This window comes from Sphingobacterium sp. lm-10, assembly GCF_023554555.1.
Classification (GTDB): Bacteria; Bacteroidota; Bacteroidia; order Sphingobacteriales; family Sphingobacteriaceae; genus Sphingobacterium.
Map to the genome: position 1 here is coordinate 804,052 of NZ_JAMJWC010000002.1, position 16,220 is coordinate 820,271.

Genomic DNA, 16,220 nt, shown 5'->3' on the forward strand with positions numbered 1-16,220 from the left:
TCGGCAAAATTCGTGGAAATAATCCTTAAAACAAAACGTAGACGTATGCCATCGGCATGGGTATCACGTACACCGGTTATCATAGGTTTTACTATCTTTGTAAAATGGCATCTTTTGAAGATTTTAAACTCAACAGACAACTGTTGAACGCGATTACGGAGGCGGGTTATACCGTACCTACCGAAATTCAGCAAAAGGCGATTACGCCATTGCTATCCGGGCAAGATGTCATGGGGATTGCCCAAACGGGCACCGGCAAAACAGCCGCTTTTGTGCTACCCTTGTTAATGGCACTCAAGTATGCACAAGGCAATCATCCGCGTGCATTGATTTTATCGCCAACACGTGAGTTAGCGATGCAAATCGACGAGCAGATTCGAGTGTTCTCCACCTATCTTGATCTGCGTACGGTGTTGTTGTACGGCGGCCTCGGGCCGAAAACACAAAAGGAGCAGCTGGAGAAGGGTTGCGATATCATCGTAGCCACGCCAGGTCGCTTCCTAGATCTTTACCTATCAGAGCACATCCAGACCAAAATGATTAAGTTTCTGGTGATGGATGAAGCCGATAAGATGATGGATATGGGCTTTATCGGCAAGATTCACCGCATCTTAGAAGTGCTGCCTAGAAAACGGCAAAACATGTTGTTTTCGGCTACGATGAGTGAATTGGTACGTAAGATTGCCGGTGACTTTCTTGCTTTCCCTACGGTTATTGAAGTAACTGAACAAGCGACACCAGCGGCAACCGTTACACAGTCATTATATAAAGCACCTAACTTAAGGACTAAGCTCAATCTGTTGCAGGTCTTATTCAAAGACGATGAAGCTTTTCATCGTGTCATCGTTTTTTGTAAAACGAAGACCGTAGCCGACAATATCTTTGTGTATTTGGATCGCAAATATGGGTCAGATACCGTGCGTGTGATTCATGCGAACAAAGGACAAAATACACGAATCAATTCCATCAATGCTTTCAAAGAGGGAGATATTCGTATCCTGGTTGCTACCGATGTGGCTGCAAGAGGTTTGGATGTATCCAATGTGAGCCATGTGATCAACTTCGACGTACCGATTGTGATTGAAGATTATGTACATCGTATCGGTCGTACGGGTAGAGCATTTAATAGTGGCGACGCCATTACGTTCTGCAATCCGGCGGAAGAGTATTATGTCAAGAAAATAGAAAAACTGATTCGGCAAACTATTCCAGTCATGGAATTGCCGGAAGGAGTGATTGTGGAGCCCACCGGTTTTGATGAAAGGCAAGCCATTGCGCGGGAGATCGATATGCAGATGCGTAAGGAAAATCCGGATTTCAAAGGCGCTTTCCACGAGAAGAAATTCACACCGAAGCCAAATGGCAAGTCTGGTGGTAAAAAACGGATAACCAAAAAGCCCGCAAAGCGCCGATGAGATTGTCTCCTTTAAATATCGTGCTGGCATGCATCCTGGTTTGGGCAATTTCCGAAATGGGAGAGGAGGGCAAAGCCCTATTTTCATGGGGCTGGCTTATTCTATTAGTGATTGTGGTGCTAGTGGTTGATATTTTATTTAGGCTGTGGGCGCGGGATACACAAAAGCTATGGTGGATGCAGATCGCATTTATCGTATCTACAGCGGTATGTGCCGTGCTGATCAAGATCATGTAAATGATCTCAATTTAAGGCTATAATGGCCATTAAAAACGTTTTTAATTTTAGTAAGAGATATGAAGAAAGCAGAAATAAAACTCAATGTTGAGTTAGATGATAAAAATGTTCCGGAGACGATTCGTTGGTCTTCATCTGATGGAGAAACATCGGATGAGATGACTTCGAAAGCGATGTTCTTGGCCTTGTGGGATGCGCAATATAAGAATTCGCTGCGTATTGATTTGTGGACCAAAGATATGCCTTATGATGAGATGAAACGTTTCTTTTACGAAACGGTACAAACGATGGGAGATTCCTTTTTGCGCGCTTCTGGAGGAGATCCGATGGCAGAGAAAGTGATCGGCGATCTTCGTGACTTCTGTGCGCACTTTGCCGAAAAGATGGAAGTAATTGAGCCTCAGAGCTAGGGAAGGAATCGTTAAAGCATTTATTCGTTGTAGCATATGAATTACTTTTTAGTGAAATCAGAACCCTTCAAATACAGTTGGGAACAGTTTAATAAGGATGGTGAAACCTTTTGGGACGGCGTACGCAACTATCAGGCGCGCAATAACATGAAAGCCATGCAGAAAGGTGATTTGGTTCTTTTCTATCACAGTAATGAAGGGAAAGAAGTCGTTGGAATGGCGAAGGTAGTGAAAGAATACTATCAGGATCCTACTACCGAAGATGAGAAATGGGTGGTGGTTGATTTGGCACCAGTGCAATCTTTTGAACGCCCTGTAACGTTAGAAGCGATCAAAGCCGACAAAATGCTCGAAGATGTAGCCTTGGTAAGACAAGGTCGTCTATCTGTGATGCCGCTCAAGCAAGCAGAATTTGACCGCATCGTAGAAATGGGGAATAGCTAAGCTTAGCTATTCTCCTCTTTGAAACAGTTTAATCAGATCTTGTAATACTTCAGCATTTTCCGGTTTCAACTTTCCAGATAAGATCAGACGGAGCTCTCGTCTTTGTAGTGCAGAGGTATATAAGGTTTTTTCACCTTCAGTTTCGGGAATAAGCATGGGCACCGCTTTGGGCTTTCCTTCTTCGTTCAATGCGACAAACGTATAGTATGCTTCATTGGACTTTTCCTTAGTGCCTTTCGGGAGATTTTGTGCAAAAACCTCCATACGTACCTCTAACGAGCTGTTAAAAGCCCGCGTAACCTGAGCTTTAATAGTGACCACTTCTCCTAACTTTACCGGCCTTTTGAAAGATACATTATCTACCGATGCAGTTACCACCACATTATTACAATGTTTTTGTGCAGCCATCGCCGAACAGATATCCATCCAGTATAAGAGTTTTCCCCCCATCAGATTTCCAAATGTATTGGTGTCATTGGGAAGTACCAATTCGTTCATCTCTGTATACGAATGACTGGCTGATTTTGCTTGCATATGTAATTTGAAATTTAAATACTATTTAATTCTTCGTCGATCCTTTTCAAGGAAGTACGAAAAGCGGTAGGTGTATAGCCTAGTTCGGCTTTGGCTTTATCCAGTACAAAGCCTGTTTTTCGTGGCCTATTTTTGTCTTGGCCAATCTCTTTTGCCCTGATCGGTGTGATGAGTGTCTGATCTAAATTCCAAAAATGAGCTACTTCTTGTACCACTTCTTGAATCGACATCATCTCTCCTCCACTAATGTGGTAGATTCCTTCTGCATGTTGCTTCGCAGCCAAATGACATGCTTCTACCAGATCTTCTACCCAGGTAGGCATGCGCCATTGGTCGGAGACTACACGAATCGTTTCTTTGTTTGATAAAGCTTCCTTTGCCCAGATGACTAGATTACGTCCACTACTTCCTTTGTTTGGCGTGCCATATACTAGAATGGTGCGCAGAATGGCATGTCGGCATCCCGACTGCTGGAGTAGTTTTTCGGCGTCGATCTTGCTTTGCCCATAAGCATTACATGCGGTAGTAGGATCCGTTTCCAAATAAGATCCTTGCTTTCCATCGAACACAAAGTCGGTAGATAGAAAGGTGAGATGAATATCTTGTGCATGCGCAACAGTTGCCAACTCACGGACGATATCGACATTAACGGTTTGACATTGGACAGGATCTTTTTCACATACATCCACACTACTTATAGCTGCTGTATGAATAATGTGGGTTGGTCGAAAGCTTTTGATCGTGTCGAGTAACGCGGATGGATCACTGAAATCAGCCTGCAAGAAATCATGCGAAATATCCTGACTAATACGGTCCGGTGAGCCCGACGTGCAAAATAAGTGGTAACCAGACTCGGCGGCCAATCGCTTCACCAACTTTTGTCCAAGAAATCCGTTAGAACCTGTTACCAGTATGCGCATTGATTGTGAGATTTAAAGGTTTAATTGGTCCATTGAAAAGGCATCTCCGCAACGCTCATGGATCGGTCAATCACTTTTATCTCCAGATCTACGATTGATTGTAGCGCTTTGTAATCAATTTTATCCGGGTCATCGCTAGCCATGTGGTAGTCAGGGTGTCCGCCGGTATGAAAGAAGAGTACCGGGATATTTTTCTTATAAAAAGAAGTTTGGTCTGATCCGCCATTCCCATCTTTGCTTGTATAGAATTTAATATTACTCGTCACCCCGTCAAAGATCTCCACAAATGCAGGGCTGGTGCCATGTCCGATGATAGCTAAACCATTGTCCGTCTGATAGCGACCAATCATATCCATGTTTAGCATCCAGTGAATCTGATTTAGAGGAATCGTGGGGTTATTCGTAAAATGTTTGGAGCCTAACAGACCGAGTTCCTCTGCGCCGAAGGCAATGAAGAGCATGTTGAATGGCTCTTGCACTTCGTTTTGACTGTAGTGCCGCGCCAGCTCCAACAACCCGGCTACGCCGGATGCATTGTCGTCCGCTCCGTTATGAATCTCTCCAATATGTAGCGTGTCGCGCGATCCTCCAATTTTGCCGTGCCCAAGATGATCATAATGCGCACCGATAACAATCGTTTTGGCAGCACCATTATCCAGAAATCCAATAATATTGGCGGCATTACGCAAAGAGTCATTAACAGGTACCCGGGTAATTTTAGCGGTAAAATCCTGTCGATAACCTTCTGTGCCTTTTGGTTGGAGTCCGTATTTTTTGAAGGCCTCTTGGATGTATTGCGCTGCCTGCTCTACTTCAGCACTGCCCGTCTCCCGTCCCCTCATTTCATCAGAAGCCAGATAGTAGATATGTTGTTTCAAGATAGCCTTACTGGCCTGTCCGAATACAGCAGTCGTACTGATGAACAATAGTAGGGCAGTCGTCCAGGAAAATAAGTGAGAGAAAGTCATATAGCGTTCTTTGGAAATACTGTTTTAGTGTTCAACCACGCTGGCTTTCTGCTCGGCTTGCTGTGCTTCTTCGTCCTTAAAATATCGTTTCTGAAAGATTAAGATGAGAAATACACCTACCGATATCGCGGAGTCTGCTACATTAAATACGGGACTAAAGAACAAAAAGTGCTCTCCTCCCCAAACAGGGAACCAGGTTGGGAATGTGCCTTCGAAAAGAGGGAAGTACAGCATATCCACCACTTTCCCGTGAAACCACGGAGCGTAGCCACCTCCGGCTGGGAATAGTTCTGCTTTTTGATAGAAGGTACTTTCGCTAAAGATGCGTCCATAGAATACGCTATCGATGATATTACCCATAGCTCCTGCCATGATTAATGCCACATTCAGGATAAAGCCTTTGTGGTAATTATTTTTGATCATATGATGCAGGCCGTACCCAATACCGCATATGGCAGCAATACGAAATAAGGTAAGCAGTAGCTTGCCATAGTCACCACCGAACTCCATGCCCCAAGCCATACCATTGTTTTCGATAAAATGGATTAAGAACTTATCGCCGAGCACAGGGATATCCTGTCCGATAGTCATACTCAGCTTTACCCAGAATTTGGAAAGCTGATCGATAAGTAATAGCGCAAAAATTAAAAGTAAAGGACGTAAGTAGGCTTTCATGTATATATACAAAACAGTAAAACTGTCCAAATATAGGAGTCTACTCTGATAAATAGTAAACTCCGGCCATTTGGACAGTTTTAAATTGTAAAATTAATGTCTAGTATTGCTTGTTTTTCGCTTCGATACTTAATGTAGTATGTGGTACTGCTTTCAAGCGCTCCTTCTGAATTAGCTTTCCTGTCTCACGACACACACCATAGGTCTTATTTTCTATACGTACCAAGGCAGCTTCCAGATTGTCGATAAACTTCTTTTGACGAGCCGCTAACTGATTGATCTGTTCTTTCTCTAAAGTGGCAGAGCCATCTTCCAAGGTTTTGTACGTGCCAGCGGTATCATCTGTACCATTCGCATTGCTATTGCTTAACGATTTGGTCAAGGAAGAAAGTTCCTCTTTAGCTACGCGTAGTTTTTCAAGAATTATTGCTTTAAATTCTTGAAGTTCCGCGTCGCCATAACGTGTTTTTTCAAATTTTTCCATAATTTAATTTTTTTCAACCAATAGCAATAAATTCTTTTCGTCTATCTCAACGCTGTCTCCTACAGAAATACTGCCAAAGTTGAGGGCGTCTGCTAAAATCTCGGTGCAAATATACGACAAATTATCGGTAACCGCTTCTCTGATTTCTGTGTTGTCACTGATAGTCACTGTGATACGATCGGTTACTGCAAATCCCTTATCCTTGCGAATATTTTGAATTCTATTGATCAATTCCCTTGCAAGACCCTCTTTCCGCAATTCTGGCGTGATATGTACGTCTAACGCCACCGTGAGCCTTCCTAAATTGGCCACTTGCCAGCCCTCTACATCCTCGGCAATGATCTCCACATCTTCAAGCGTGATGGTATAGGGTAGGTTGTTCAACACCAGTTGATTGTTGGTTTCTAGATGCTGAATATCTTCCGCGCTGAATGCCTGAATAGCGGCAGCAACCGTCTTCATATCCTTTCCAACTTTAGCGCCCAAAGCCTTAAAATTCGGTTTAATTTTTTTCTTAATAATACCAGTTGTATCTGTGATGAAATTAATTTGCTTAATATTCGTCTCTGATAAAATCAACTCCTGTACCTTTTCTACTTTCTCTTGGAAAGCGCTATCTAGCACGGGCAACAAAATTTTCTCTAAAGGCTGACGTACGTTGATACCGGTTTTCTTACGCAGGGATAAGGTGAGCGAAGATACATCCTGTGCTAAGCGCATGCGTTCTTCAAGATCTGTATCGATCACGTCGGTGCTGAATAATGGGAAATCGGCTAAATGCACGGATTCAAACGACTCCTTTTTTGTCGCATTATTTAGATCCAGATATAAGTTGTCTGCAAAGAATGGTGCAATTGGAGCAATCAGTTTAGAAAGGGTGTCCAAACAGGTATACAGCGTTTGGTAAGCAGAAATCTTATCGGCACTATACTCCCCTTTCCAGAAGCGACGACGACATAAGCGGACGTACCAGTTGCTCAGGTTTTCATCCACAAAGGTTTGTATGGCCCGTGCTGCTTTGGTTGGCTCGTAGTCATTATAATATCTGTCTACTTCCTGCGTTAAGCTGTGTAGCAACGATAATACCCAACGGTCGATCTCGGGGCGTTGCGCTAAAGCGATATCCGGTTCGCTGTAAGAGAATTGGTCGATATTCGCATACAGCGCAAAAAAGGCATAGGTATTATAGATGGTGCCGAAGAATTTGCGACGCACTTCATCTAATCCTTCTTCGTTGAATTTTAAGTTTTCCCATGGTGATGCATTGCTGATCATGTACCAGCGTGTGGCATCTGCACTGTATTTTTCCAGGGTGCTGAATGGATCAACAGCATTGCCCAATCGTTTGGACATCTTGTTGCCATTTTTATCCAATACCAAGCCGTTGGAAATGACATTCTTGAATGCGACCGAATCCTTGACCATGGTAGATATCGCATGCAGGGTGAAAAACCAACCACGTGTCTGGTCAACCCCTTCGGCAATAAAATCTGCTGGGAAAGCATTTAAAAAATCTGGATGGAAAGGGAAGTCCTCGCCAGCGGCAAGCTTCTCCTGATCCAATCCCCATTGTGCATAAGGCATGGCTCCTGAATCGAACCATACGTCAATCAAATCCGGCTCCCGGAATAGCTTCTGTCCGCCATCAGATACCAATATAATATCATCCACATAAGGACGGTGCAGATCCAGTTCTTCGGTGCCAAACTTATCCAAATACGATTGATTGACCGCTTTCTCATTAGCGGTTAACACTTCTGATTGCACAGCGGTCTCCAAACGTGTCTTTAGTTCTGTAATGGAGCCGATACAGATCTCTTCATTTTCATCTTCACTGCGCCAAATCGGAAGGGGAGTACCCCAGTAACGCGAACGAGACAGGTTCCAGTCTACTAAATTTTCCAACCAATTGCCAAAACGTCCTGTTCCGGTGGCCTCTGGCTTCCAATTGATGGTTTTATTCAACGCGACCAAACGATCTTTCACCGCGGTCGTGCGGATGAACCAGCTATCCAGCGGGTAATATAAGATCGGTTTATCCGTCCGCCAACAATGCGGGTAGGTGTGTTCGTATTTCTTGACGTCAAATGCTTTATTTTCTTCCTTGAGCTTGATCGCAATCAAGACATCTGTCGGGCGGAAGTCTTTATCAGCACGTTCTTCGTTGGTGTAATATTCTTCTTTAACAAAGCGGCCAGCGAAGTCGGTAATTTCTTTTACAAAACGACCCGTGCGATCTACCGTAGGCACATCCTTGCCATTTTCATCTTTCACCAAAATAGCGGGCACACCGTGTTCTTTGGCTACCCGAAAATCGTCCGCTCCATACGTAGGAGAGGCATGTACAATACCAGTACCATCTTCCGTCGTAACGAAATCTCCGGGAATTACGCGGAAGGCTTTTTCGATCAATTCATCCGAAGTGATGTAGGGCATGAGCTGAAGATAGCGTAATCCAACCAATTGCTCGCCTTTGAATGTGGCGGCAATTTCCCAAGGGATTACTTTGTCGCCCAGTTTGTAATCCGGAAACGATGCATCCTTTCCTTCGGCTTTGAAGTGTTTGTTAATCAAGTTTTGCGCTAGCACAACAGAAACCGGCTCACCCGTATACTGGTTGAACGTACGCACCTTTACATAGTCAATATTTTTACCCACGACCAAAGCCGTGTTGGACGGCAAGGTCCACGGCGTGGTGGTCCAGGCGATGAAAGCGACATCTTCTTCCGGGGTTTCTGCCAAGGTGTCCATCAATGGGTGAACCTGCGCTTTGTCTAGGCGAAATTGCGCGACGATCGTCGTATCTTTCACATCCTGATAAGTGCCCGGCTGGTTCAGCTCATGCGAGCTTAATCCTGTTCCCGCCGCAGGAGAATAGGGTTGTATGGTATATCCCTTGTATAAATATCCTTTTTTATACAGTTTCTGCAAGAGAAACCATAATGTTTCGATATAGCTGTTTTTGTACGTAATATATGGATTTTCCAGATCGACCCAGTAGCCCATTTTCATAGTCAGGTCGTTCCATACATCCGTATAACGCATTACCTCGTTTCTACATGCTTCGTTGTAGGCTTCTACGCTGATTTTTTTACCGATATCTTCCTTGGTAATACCTAGCGTTTTTTCCACCGCCAATTCTATCGGCAAACCATGTGTATCCCAGCCGCCCTTACGTTTGACCTGAAAACCTTTTAAGGTCTTATAACGACAGAATATATCCTTAATAGCTCGCGCCATTACATGGTGGATGCCGGGCATACCATTAGCAGATGGAGGACCTTCGTAGAAAGTATAAGGCTTGCTGGCAGGACGGTTAGAAATACTTTTTTCGAAGATTTTGTCGGTTTCCCAACGCTTCAATACTTCTTTTCCGATTTCGGGCAAGTTCAACTGTTTATATTCTTTGTACATAACTGTGGATATCAATTTACAAGGGCGCTAATTTACATAATTTCGTCGAAAGGATAAACTGATCCGTGGTGAGGATTTCGCCTGTAAAATCGGCGCTACGTGGATCATTAATTATCGCTATTTTGATTTGGTGATTATTTTTTCGAATGTATCTGCTTTATTTATTTGCAAAGAACAGTAATCCAATTCAATGTGATTCCAAAAATCATTATATTTGTCTATAGATGCTAGGGAAAGCTGTCATATTACTTATAGTGGCATTTGGGTTTTTATTTGCTCCAATGGAAATTTTGGCCTGCGGCAAATCTTCCGAAATGGAGAAGTCTTGTTGCGCCCAGCAGGATCAAGATCGTGGGAGGTTGGATAGCGACCATCCTGCTATGGTAGGAGATCAAAAACATACTTGTGATCATCCGATCGAAGACGGCAGTCAGAAATCTGATTGTAACGGACATTGTCAACATTCATCTTGTCATTGTGTAACTTTTCATCTAACTCAGGTGATCATTCCACCTCATATGCACTCGGAATGCCAATCCTTCTTCTACAAGAAAAAAGATAAGTTTATATATACTAAAGCCAATACATCCTCCGGCTTTTGTTCTATTTGGCAGCCGCCGAAAATAGGTTAATTTTTACGGCTACAAAGCCGAAAATCTATTGTTTCAAAAGATGATATTATATTTTTTTTGAAACGAATTCATCGCCCTTCAATTTTATTTTCTAATCGAATCAAGCCTGTTTATGGTCTGATTCTCAAATTATTTATGTCATGAAATTAATCACGTATGTCGTGTTGGCAATCGCTGTGTTTTTATCCGTTCAAAATAGCTTCGCGCAAATCAAAAACCTAAAAACGGAAATTGTAAAAGTTAATGGTAATTGTGAAATGTGCAAAGAAACCATTGAAAAAGCAGGAAATATAAAAAACGTATCCAACGTGGTTTGGAACGGGCAAGAAAATAAGGCTACACTAAGTTATGATACCGAAAAGACAAGCTCCGATGATATCTTAAAGCAAATTGCGCTTGCTGGGTATGATAATGCCAAATTTAGAGCACCTGATGAGGTGTATGCTAGCCTCCATGAATGCTGCCAATACGATCGCGAAATCAAGTCTGATAATCAAAGTAACTCGGGCGATATGTCAAACCATTCTTCGGGCGAAGACCACCAACACGTCGCGGAATCGAATGCTACACATCAAGGCAATCAGTTGGATGTGTTATTTGCAAGCTACTTTTCTTTGAAAGATGCGTTAGTAAAAGAGAACCAAGCTGCCGCAGCAAAAAGTGCTGTTAAGTTGGCAGAAAGTATTAAGGCTGTGGAGATGAATACCCTGACCTCCAATGAGCATGAAATATGGATGAAGGTGGTGAAATTACTTACTGCCGACGTCGAAAAGATGGTCATTGCCAAACAGATTGCTGATCAGCGCAAGCAGTTTATCGTGTTGTCTGAGCATATGTTCGCGTTAGCTAAAGGATCAGAACTTGGAGAAGCCATTTATTATCAACAATGTCCTATGGCCAATGACGGTAAAGGTGCCACTTGGTTGAGCAAAGAGAGTGAAATCAAAAATCCATACTACGGTTCTAAAATGCTAAGCTGTGGTAGCACCATAGAGACTATCAAATGATGTATTTCTGCATATTTAAGCTAGTTATTGGTTAGATGTGGACATAAGAATCTCAAGATAATGATGAAAAATAAGATCTACCGGCTATGTTATGTCGTGCTTTTAGCAACGCTATTGGTCCACCCGGTATCTGCGCAAAAGATCGTTCACTATGATTTGTACGTGAAGGATACTTTGGTCAATTACGCTGGAAAATCAAAGCGAGCAATCGCTGTGAACGGACAAATTCCGATGCCTACACTGACATTTATCGAAGGGGATACAGCCGAGATAGTCGTACATAATCTGCTAAAAGAAAATACCTCGCTGCATTGGCACGGCGTATTTCTGCCAAATAAGGAAGATGGTGTTCCTCATCTGACTCAACAGCCGATAAAACCTGGAACAAATTTTACGTATCGATTTCCGGTTGTTCAAAACGGAACACACTGGTATCATTCACATTCGGGTTTGCAAGAGCAGATAGGTATGTACGGTAATTTGGTGTTTGAAAAGCGGAAGGATGATAAAACGTTTCGCAGGGGAATCGACGATCTGCCGACGGTTCCTATCGTGTTGAGCGAGTGGACAAATCTCAATCCTAATAATGTAAATAGGATGTTGCACAATGCAAACGATTGGGCGGCGATTAAAAAAGGAGCTACGCAATCTTATGGTGAAGCGATCAAAGAGCGAAAGTTCGGTGTGAAGTTGACGAACGAATGGAAGCGTATGCTTGCTATGGATGTGAGCGATGTGTATTATGATAAGGTTTTAATGAACGGTGCACCTTCTACAGATTTTGATTCTGTCGGTGGAAAGCCTTTAAAAGCTGGGGATAAGGTTCGTTTGAGAATCTCCAATGGAGGCGCTTCTTCTTATTTTTGGTTACGATATGCTGGAGGTAAAATGACCGTGGTAGCTAGTGATGGGAATGATGTCATTCCCATCGACGTAGATCGATTGATTATCGCGGTTTCAGAAACGTATGATGTGGTCGTCACGATTCCGCAAGATAGTCTATCTTACGAATTTTTGGCAACCACAGAAGATAGAACGCAATCGGCAAGCTATTTCATCGGAAATGGTATAAAGCAGTTGATATCTCGGTTGCCGAGGCTTCACTATTTTGAAGGCATGAAAATGATGAATGGTATGATGAAGATGGATGGAAATCTAGACGATATGGGAATGAAAATGAGTCTCAATCAGATGGATATGAATGTGGTTATGTATCCTGAAATATCCGGTAAATCGGCGGGGAATCTTAGTCATCACAATCATAGTCAAACAGAAAAGCATCCCAACGTGAATCAGTATGATGCGAATGCTCTAGGTGATATTGTCACATTGAATTATGCGATGCTCGAATCTACTCGCGATACAGAACTTCCCAGCGATGCGCCTGTCAAGGAACTTAAATTTACGCTTACCGGAAATATGAACCGATATGTTTGGAGCATGGATAATAAAGTGCTTTCCGAAGCCGATAAAATTCCTGTAAGGAAAGGTGAGGTGTTGCGTATCGCAATTTATAACAATTCGATGATGCGGCACCCCATGCATTTGCACGGATTTGATTTCAGAATCGTAAATGGTAAAGGGAAGAGTGCACCACTTAAAAATGTAATCGATGTAATGCCGATGGAAACGGATACGATTGAATTTTTAGCAAATGAGGAAGGCGATTGGTTTTTCCATTGTCACATTCTGTACCATATGATGGCGGGCATGAATCGTGTTTTCGCGGTGGGCGATTATCAAAACCCCCACCTTGCTGATAGAAATAAAGCGTATAAAGCCTTGCAAAATGAAAGCAACATGTCGCATTTCATGGTAGAAAACGACTTTGCAACCAATGGGAATGACGGGTCTGCCATGTTGCAAAACACCCGTTGGAGCCTGGGCACGGAATGGCGCTTAGGTTATAACGACATGCATGGCTATGAGGTAGAAACTCATTTTGGTCGATACTTTGGAAAGATGCAATGGTTTATGCCTTTTATTGGTTTTGATTGGCGTTATCGAAAAATGGGAATGGATGAGCATGAAAATAATTTGTTCGGTCAGGCCAATAACAAGGATAACAGAAGCGCGGTAAGTTTAGGTTTGATGTACACTTTGCCTATGTTAATCAATTTTCAGGCGGAAATTTATCACGACGGAATCGTTCGTTTTGGTTTAATGCGTGAAGATATACCCATTTCAAAACGATTGCGAGCGGGGTTTATGATTAATACCGATTTCGAATACATGGGTGATTTGCGCTACATTATCACAAAGAATATAGGGGTGCGCACGCATTACGATAGCGATATGGGATTTGGTATCGGGCTTGCACTTAACTACTAGGTTCAACGATAGCCTCAATAGAAAGAGTAAAAGCCGTATAACACATCAACTGATGTTATACGGCTTTTAAAAAGCTGTTAAAATGGTCTAATTTTGCTTACGCAGAGAACGAACTGCCACAGCCGCATGTGCTAGAAGCATTGGGGTTATTGAAGGTGAATCCTCTGGCATCCAATCCGTTCTTGAAATCCACTTCCATGCCTGCAAGGTATAAACCATGTCCTTTGTTCATGAATACACGGATGCCTTCAATAGTATATTCGCTATCTCCATCCTTCTTTTGATCGAAGCCTAGGATATAGCTCATGCCCGAACAGCCTCCGCCTTCAACTCCTACGCGTAATCCGAAGTCAGGACTAATCTCTTGCTGATCTATCAGTTTTCGTAATTCTTTTACAGCTCCATCCGTCAATGTAAGAGGTGCTGGAGCTACTATACTTTCTGTACTCATAATCCTTACCGTTTAATCTTTAATCCTTAACAAAAATACATATTTTTTAGTACAAACTTTTGAGCTGTATGTTTTTGACACTATCGCTACATTTCCAGTATTCGAAATGAACGCCTGCAGCAGATAGACTAAAATAGCCTCAGATTTTAGATAAGTTATTTAAATAAGAAGTATATTTGCTACTCATTATTAGGGTTTAAAATCTACTAAATTTACATACAATATGGAAAGAGATCAGGCTATATTTAATCTGATAGCTGAGGAGCTAAAACGTCAAGAAGAAGGCATTGAATTGATTGCCTCAGAAAACTTTGTAAGCAAGCAAGTGATGGAAGCTGCTGGTTCTGTTTTAACGAACAAGTATGCGGAAGGCTTGCCGGGAAAACGCTATTATGGTGGTTGTGAGGTGGTTGACAAGATTGAAGATATCGCTATTGATCGTGCTAAACAACTTTTCGGTGCACAATGGGTGAATGTACAACCTCACTCTGGAGCGCAAGCGAATGCTGCCGTGTTTTTAGCAATTTTAAAGCCAGGGGATAAAATCTTAGGCTTTGATCTTTCGCATGGTGGTCACCTAACACATGGTTCTCCAGTTAACTTTTCCGGTAAATTGTATGAACCGCATTTTTATGGTGTTGTCAAAGAAACTGGTTTGATCGATTACGATCAATTGGAGGAAACGGCACGTCGTGAGAAGCCAAAAGTAATTATTTGTGGTGCTTCTTCGTATTCACGCGATTGGGATTATCCACGTATCCGCAAAGTAGCGGATGAGGTAGGTGCTCTGGTAGTCGCTGATATTTCGCATCCGGCAGGATTAATTGCACGTGGCTTGTTGTCAGATCCTCTTCCACATTGTCATATTGTAACCACTACTACGCACAAAACGTTGCGCGGACCACGTGGAGGTATGATTATGGTAGGGCAGGATTTTGAGAATCCTTGGGGTATCAAGGGCCCGAAAGGGGATGTGCGTACGATCACCCAGTTGTTAGATCTAGCGGTATTTCCAGGTACGCAAGGTGGTCCATTAGAGCACACTATTGCTGCGAAAGCGATTGCTTATGGTGAAGCATTGACAGATTCGTACATGGATTATATTGTACAAGTCAAGAAAAATGCAGCAGCATTAGCGCAGTTTTTTGTGGAGAAAGATTATCACATTATTTCTGGTGGTACGGATAATCACCTGATGCTGGTGGACCTACGCAACAAAGACATTTCAGGTAAAGAAGCGGAAGCTGTATTAGGAAAAGCGGGTATTACCACAAATAAAAATATGGTTCCTTTTGATACCCGTTCTCCATTTGTCACTTCTGGAGTGCGTTTTGGTACTGCTGCAATCACTACACGTGGTATTAAAGAGACCGAAATTATCCAAATTGGTGAATTGATCGACGAGGCATTGATCAATGCTGGTAATGACACTCAATTGGCTACTATACATGGTAAAGTGGTAGAGCTAATGGGTAAATTTCCGCTTTACAAATAGTATTAAAAAATAACATTAATAAATAGCTTCACTTTGAGAAAAGTGGAGCTATTTTTGTAGCAATACAGTGTGAATAAACGTTAAAAAGATGAGCAAAGTATTTGAATAGTCAGATATTTTGATTCAATTTGGAAAGCACTAAAACAAAGTTCGCCTATCGAAACAACCCTACGCAAAAAAGGACATAACTCTTAATTATTAGGAGACCATTATGAAAATATTAAAAAAATTGGGTGATCAAGAGTTGATCCAAGCGTACGTTTCAGGTGATGAAAGAGCCCTTCAGGTTCTTCTAGAACGACATAAATCGAAGATTTTCACGTCGATCTACCTTCAGGTCAAGGACGACTTCCTGGCCGAAGATATATTCCAAGAGACTTTTATAAAAGTAATCAATACCTTGCAGGCAGGTCGCTATAATGATGAAGGTAAGTTTTTGCCTTGGGTTATGCGCATTGCACACAACATGGTTATCGATCATTTCCGTAAAGAGAAAAGGGCACCATCCGTGGTTAGCAATGATGGGTTTGATATTTTTGAAGTGTTACAGTTTTCGGACGACAATGCCGAATCTAAGCTGGTAAAAGATCAGCGAGATGTAGACCTTAAAAAGCTTATCCAGCTCCTTCCAGACGATCAGAAAGAAGTGCTGATTATGAGACATTTTTGCGACATGAGCTTTAAAGATATCGCTGATGTGACAGAAGTCAGTATCAATACGGCCTTGGGACGTATGCGATATGCTTTGAGTAATTTGCGTAAGATGATAGAAGATCACCAGATGATACTTCAAACGGGATAGTA

The 16,220-nt window shown here is 42.4% G+C and carries 15 protein-coding genes; 8 read left to right on the forward strand and 7 right to left on the reverse strand.

Translation table 11 applies throughout. From position 1 onward, the window contains the following. Positions 1-104: 104 nt before the first annotated feature. The 4 genes from M8998_RS13555 to M8998_RS13570 are packed head-to-tail and all read left to right on the forward strand — an operon-like array spanning position 105 to position 2,505. Complete coding sequence (locus M8998_RS13555) at positions 105-1,415, forward strand: DEAD/DEAH box helicase (protein ID WP_249993731.1); 1,311 nt, start codon at positions 105-107, stop codon at positions 1,413-1,415. Beyond that, positions 1,412-1,651 (forward strand): hypothetical protein, encoded by a 240-nt coding sequence (locus M8998_RS13560; protein ID WP_249993732.1) that lies wholly within the window; start codon positions 1,412-1,414, stop codon positions 1,649-1,651. The genes M8998_RS13555 and M8998_RS13560 overlap by 4 nt, the downstream gene beginning before the upstream one ends. 59 nt (positions 1,652-1,710) lie before the next feature. Beyond that, positions 1,711-2,061, forward strand: coding sequence for a gliding motility protein GldC (gene gldC / locus M8998_RS13565; RefSeq protein WP_249993734.1), 351 nt, complete (start codon positions 1,711-1,713; stop codon positions 2,059-2,061). Between the two features lie 36 nt (positions 2,062-2,097). Further along, positions 2,098-2,505, forward strand: coding sequence for an EVE domain-containing protein (locus M8998_RS13570; protein ID WP_249993735.1), 408 nt, complete (start codon positions 2,098-2,100; stop codon positions 2,503-2,505). A gap of 6 nt (positions 2,506-2,511) precedes the next feature. On the opposite strand, the gene M8998_RS13575 is transcribed toward M8998_RS13570, so the two are convergent. The 6 genes from M8998_RS13575 to ileS all read right to left on the reverse strand — a co-directional run bounded on the left by M8998_RS13575 (position 2,512) and on the right by ileS (position 9,500). Further along, positions 2,512-3,039 (reverse strand): acyl-CoA thioesterase, encoded by a 528-nt coding sequence (locus M8998_RS13575; protein WP_249993736.1) that lies wholly within the window; start codon positions 3,037-3,039, stop codon positions 2,512-2,514. A gap of 14 nt (positions 3,040-3,053) precedes the next feature. Beyond that, positions 3,054-3,959: an SDR family oxidoreductase gene (locus M8998_RS13580; RefSeq protein ID WP_249993738.1), complete on the reverse strand. Its 906-nt coding sequence runs from the start codon at positions 3,957-3,959 to the stop codon at positions 3,054-3,056. A gap of 20 nt (positions 3,960-3,979) precedes the next feature. Next, positions 3,980-4,927, reverse strand: coding sequence for a M20/M25/M40 family metallo-hydrolase (locus M8998_RS13585; protein ID WP_249993739.1), 948 nt, complete (start codon positions 4,925-4,927; stop codon positions 3,980-3,982). A 24-nt stretch (positions 4,928-4,951) separates the two neighbouring features. Continuing rightward, the gene (locus M8998_RS13590) at positions 4,952-5,602 is read right to left on the reverse strand and encodes a lipoprotein signal peptidase (RefSeq protein WP_249993741.1); all 651 of its coding nucleotides are present in this window, start codon (positions 5,600-5,602) and stop codon (positions 4,952-4,954) included. Between the two features lie 100 nt (positions 5,603-5,702). Next, positions 5,703-6,086 carry a TraR/DksA family transcriptional regulator gene (locus tag M8998_RS13595; RefSeq protein ID WP_206367770.1) on the reverse strand — a complete coding sequence of 128 codons (384 nt, stop codon included), beginning with the start codon at positions 6,084-6,086 and terminating at the stop codon, positions 5,703-5,705. 3 nt (positions 6,087-6,089) lie between these two features. Beyond that, complete coding sequence (ileS, locus tag M8998_RS13600) at positions 6,090-9,500, reverse strand: isoleucine--tRNA ligase (protein ID WP_249993742.1); 3,411 nt, start codon at positions 9,498-9,500, stop codon at positions 6,090-6,092. 772 nt (positions 9,501-10,272) lie between these two features. Between ileS and M8998_RS13605 the strand changes: the two genes are divergently transcribed. Both M8998_RS13605 and M8998_RS13610 read left to right on the forward strand, forming a co-directional pair. After that, positions 10,273-11,139, forward strand: a complete 867-nt coding sequence (locus M8998_RS13605) for a DUF3347 domain-containing protein (RefSeq protein ID WP_249993743.1) — start codon at positions 10,273-10,275, stop codon at positions 11,137-11,139. A 60-nt stretch (positions 11,140-11,199) separates the two neighbouring features. Beyond that, complete coding sequence (locus M8998_RS13610) at positions 11,200-13,470, forward strand: multicopper oxidase family protein (RefSeq protein ID WP_249993744.1); 2,271 nt, start codon at positions 11,200-11,202, stop codon at positions 13,468-13,470. Positions 13,471-13,567: 97 nt separating this feature from the next. Here M8998_RS13610 and M8998_RS13615 read toward each other — a convergent pair whose 3' ends face one another. Beyond that, complete coding sequence (locus M8998_RS13615) at positions 13,568-13,921, reverse strand: HesB/IscA family protein (RefSeq protein WP_249993745.1); 354 nt, start codon at positions 13,919-13,921, stop codon at positions 13,568-13,570. A 223-nt stretch (positions 13,922-14,144) separates the two neighbouring features. Here M8998_RS13615 and glyA point away from each other — a divergent pair, with 223 nt between their 5' ends. After that, positions 14,145-15,416 carry a serine hydroxymethyltransferase gene (gene glyA, locus M8998_RS13620; protein ID WP_249993746.1) on the forward strand — a complete coding sequence of 424 codons (1,272 nt, stop codon included), beginning with the start codon at positions 14,145-14,147 and terminating at the stop codon, positions 15,414-15,416. Between the two features lie 211 nt (positions 15,417-15,627). Continuing rightward, positions 15,628-16,218 (forward strand): RNA polymerase sigma factor, encoded by a 591-nt coding sequence (locus M8998_RS13625; RefSeq protein WP_249993747.1) that lies wholly within the window; start codon positions 15,628-15,630, stop codon positions 16,216-16,218. Positions 16,219-16,220 lie beyond the last annotated feature (2 nt).

Bases quoted from the DNA above. Each gene is read 5' to 3' on its own strand.
- M8998_RS13575 (WP_249993736.1), bottom strand. From the start codon at position 3,039: ATGCAAGCAAAATCAGCCAGTCATTCGTATACAGAGATGAACGAATTG.
- M8998_RS13595 (WP_206367770.1), bottom strand. From the start codon at position 6,086: ATGGAAAAATTTGAAAAAACACGTTATGGCGACGCGGAACTTCAAGAA.
- M8998_RS13580 (WP_249993738.1), bottom strand. From the start codon at position 3,959: ATGCGCATACTGGTAACAGGTTCTAACGGATTTCTTGGACAAAAGTTG.
- M8998_RS13570 (WP_249993735.1), top strand. From the start codon at position 2,098: ATGAATTACTTTTTAGTGAAATCAGAACCCTTCAAATACAGTTGGGAA.
- M8998_RS13610 (WP_249993744.1), top strand. From the start codon at position 11,200: ATGATGAAAAATAAGATCTACCGGCTATGTTATGTCGTGCTTTTAGCA.
- M8998_RS13625 (WP_249993747.1), top strand. From the start codon at position 15,628: ATGAAAATATTAAAAAAATTGGGTGATCAAGAGTTGATCCAAGCGTAC.
- M8998_RS13555 (WP_249993731.1), top strand. From the start codon at position 105: ATGGCATCTTTTGAAGATTTTAAACTCAACAGACAACTGTTGAACGCG.
- gldC (WP_249993734.1), top strand. From the start codon at position 1,711: ATGAAGAAAGCAGAAATAAAACTCAATGTTGAGTTAGATGATAAAAAT.
- M8998_RS13605 (WP_249993743.1), top strand. From the start codon at position 10,273: ATGAAATTAATCACGTATGTCGTGTTGGCAATCGCTGTGTTTTTATCC.
- M8998_RS13560 (WP_249993732.1), top strand. From the start codon at position 1,412: ATGAGATTGTCTCCTTTAAATATCGTGCTGGCATGCATCCTGGTTTGG.
- M8998_RS13615 (WP_249993745.1), bottom strand. From the start codon at position 13,921: ATGAGTACAGAAAGTATAGTAGCTCCAGCACCTCTTACATTGACGGAT.
- ileS (WP_249993742.1), bottom strand. From the start codon at position 9,500: ATGTACAAAGAATATAAACAGTTGAACTTGCCCGAAATCGGAAAAGAA.
- M8998_RS13585 (WP_249993739.1), bottom strand. From the start codon at position 4,927: ATGACTTTCTCTCACTTATTTTCCTGGACGACTGCCCTACTATTGTTC.
- glyA (WP_249993746.1), top strand. From the start codon at position 14,145: ATGGAAAGAGATCAGGCTATATTTAATCTGATAGCTGAGGAGCTAAAA.
- M8998_RS13590 (WP_249993741.1), bottom strand. From the start codon at position 5,602: ATGAAAGCCTACTTACGTCCTTTACTTTTAATTTTTGCGCTATTACTT.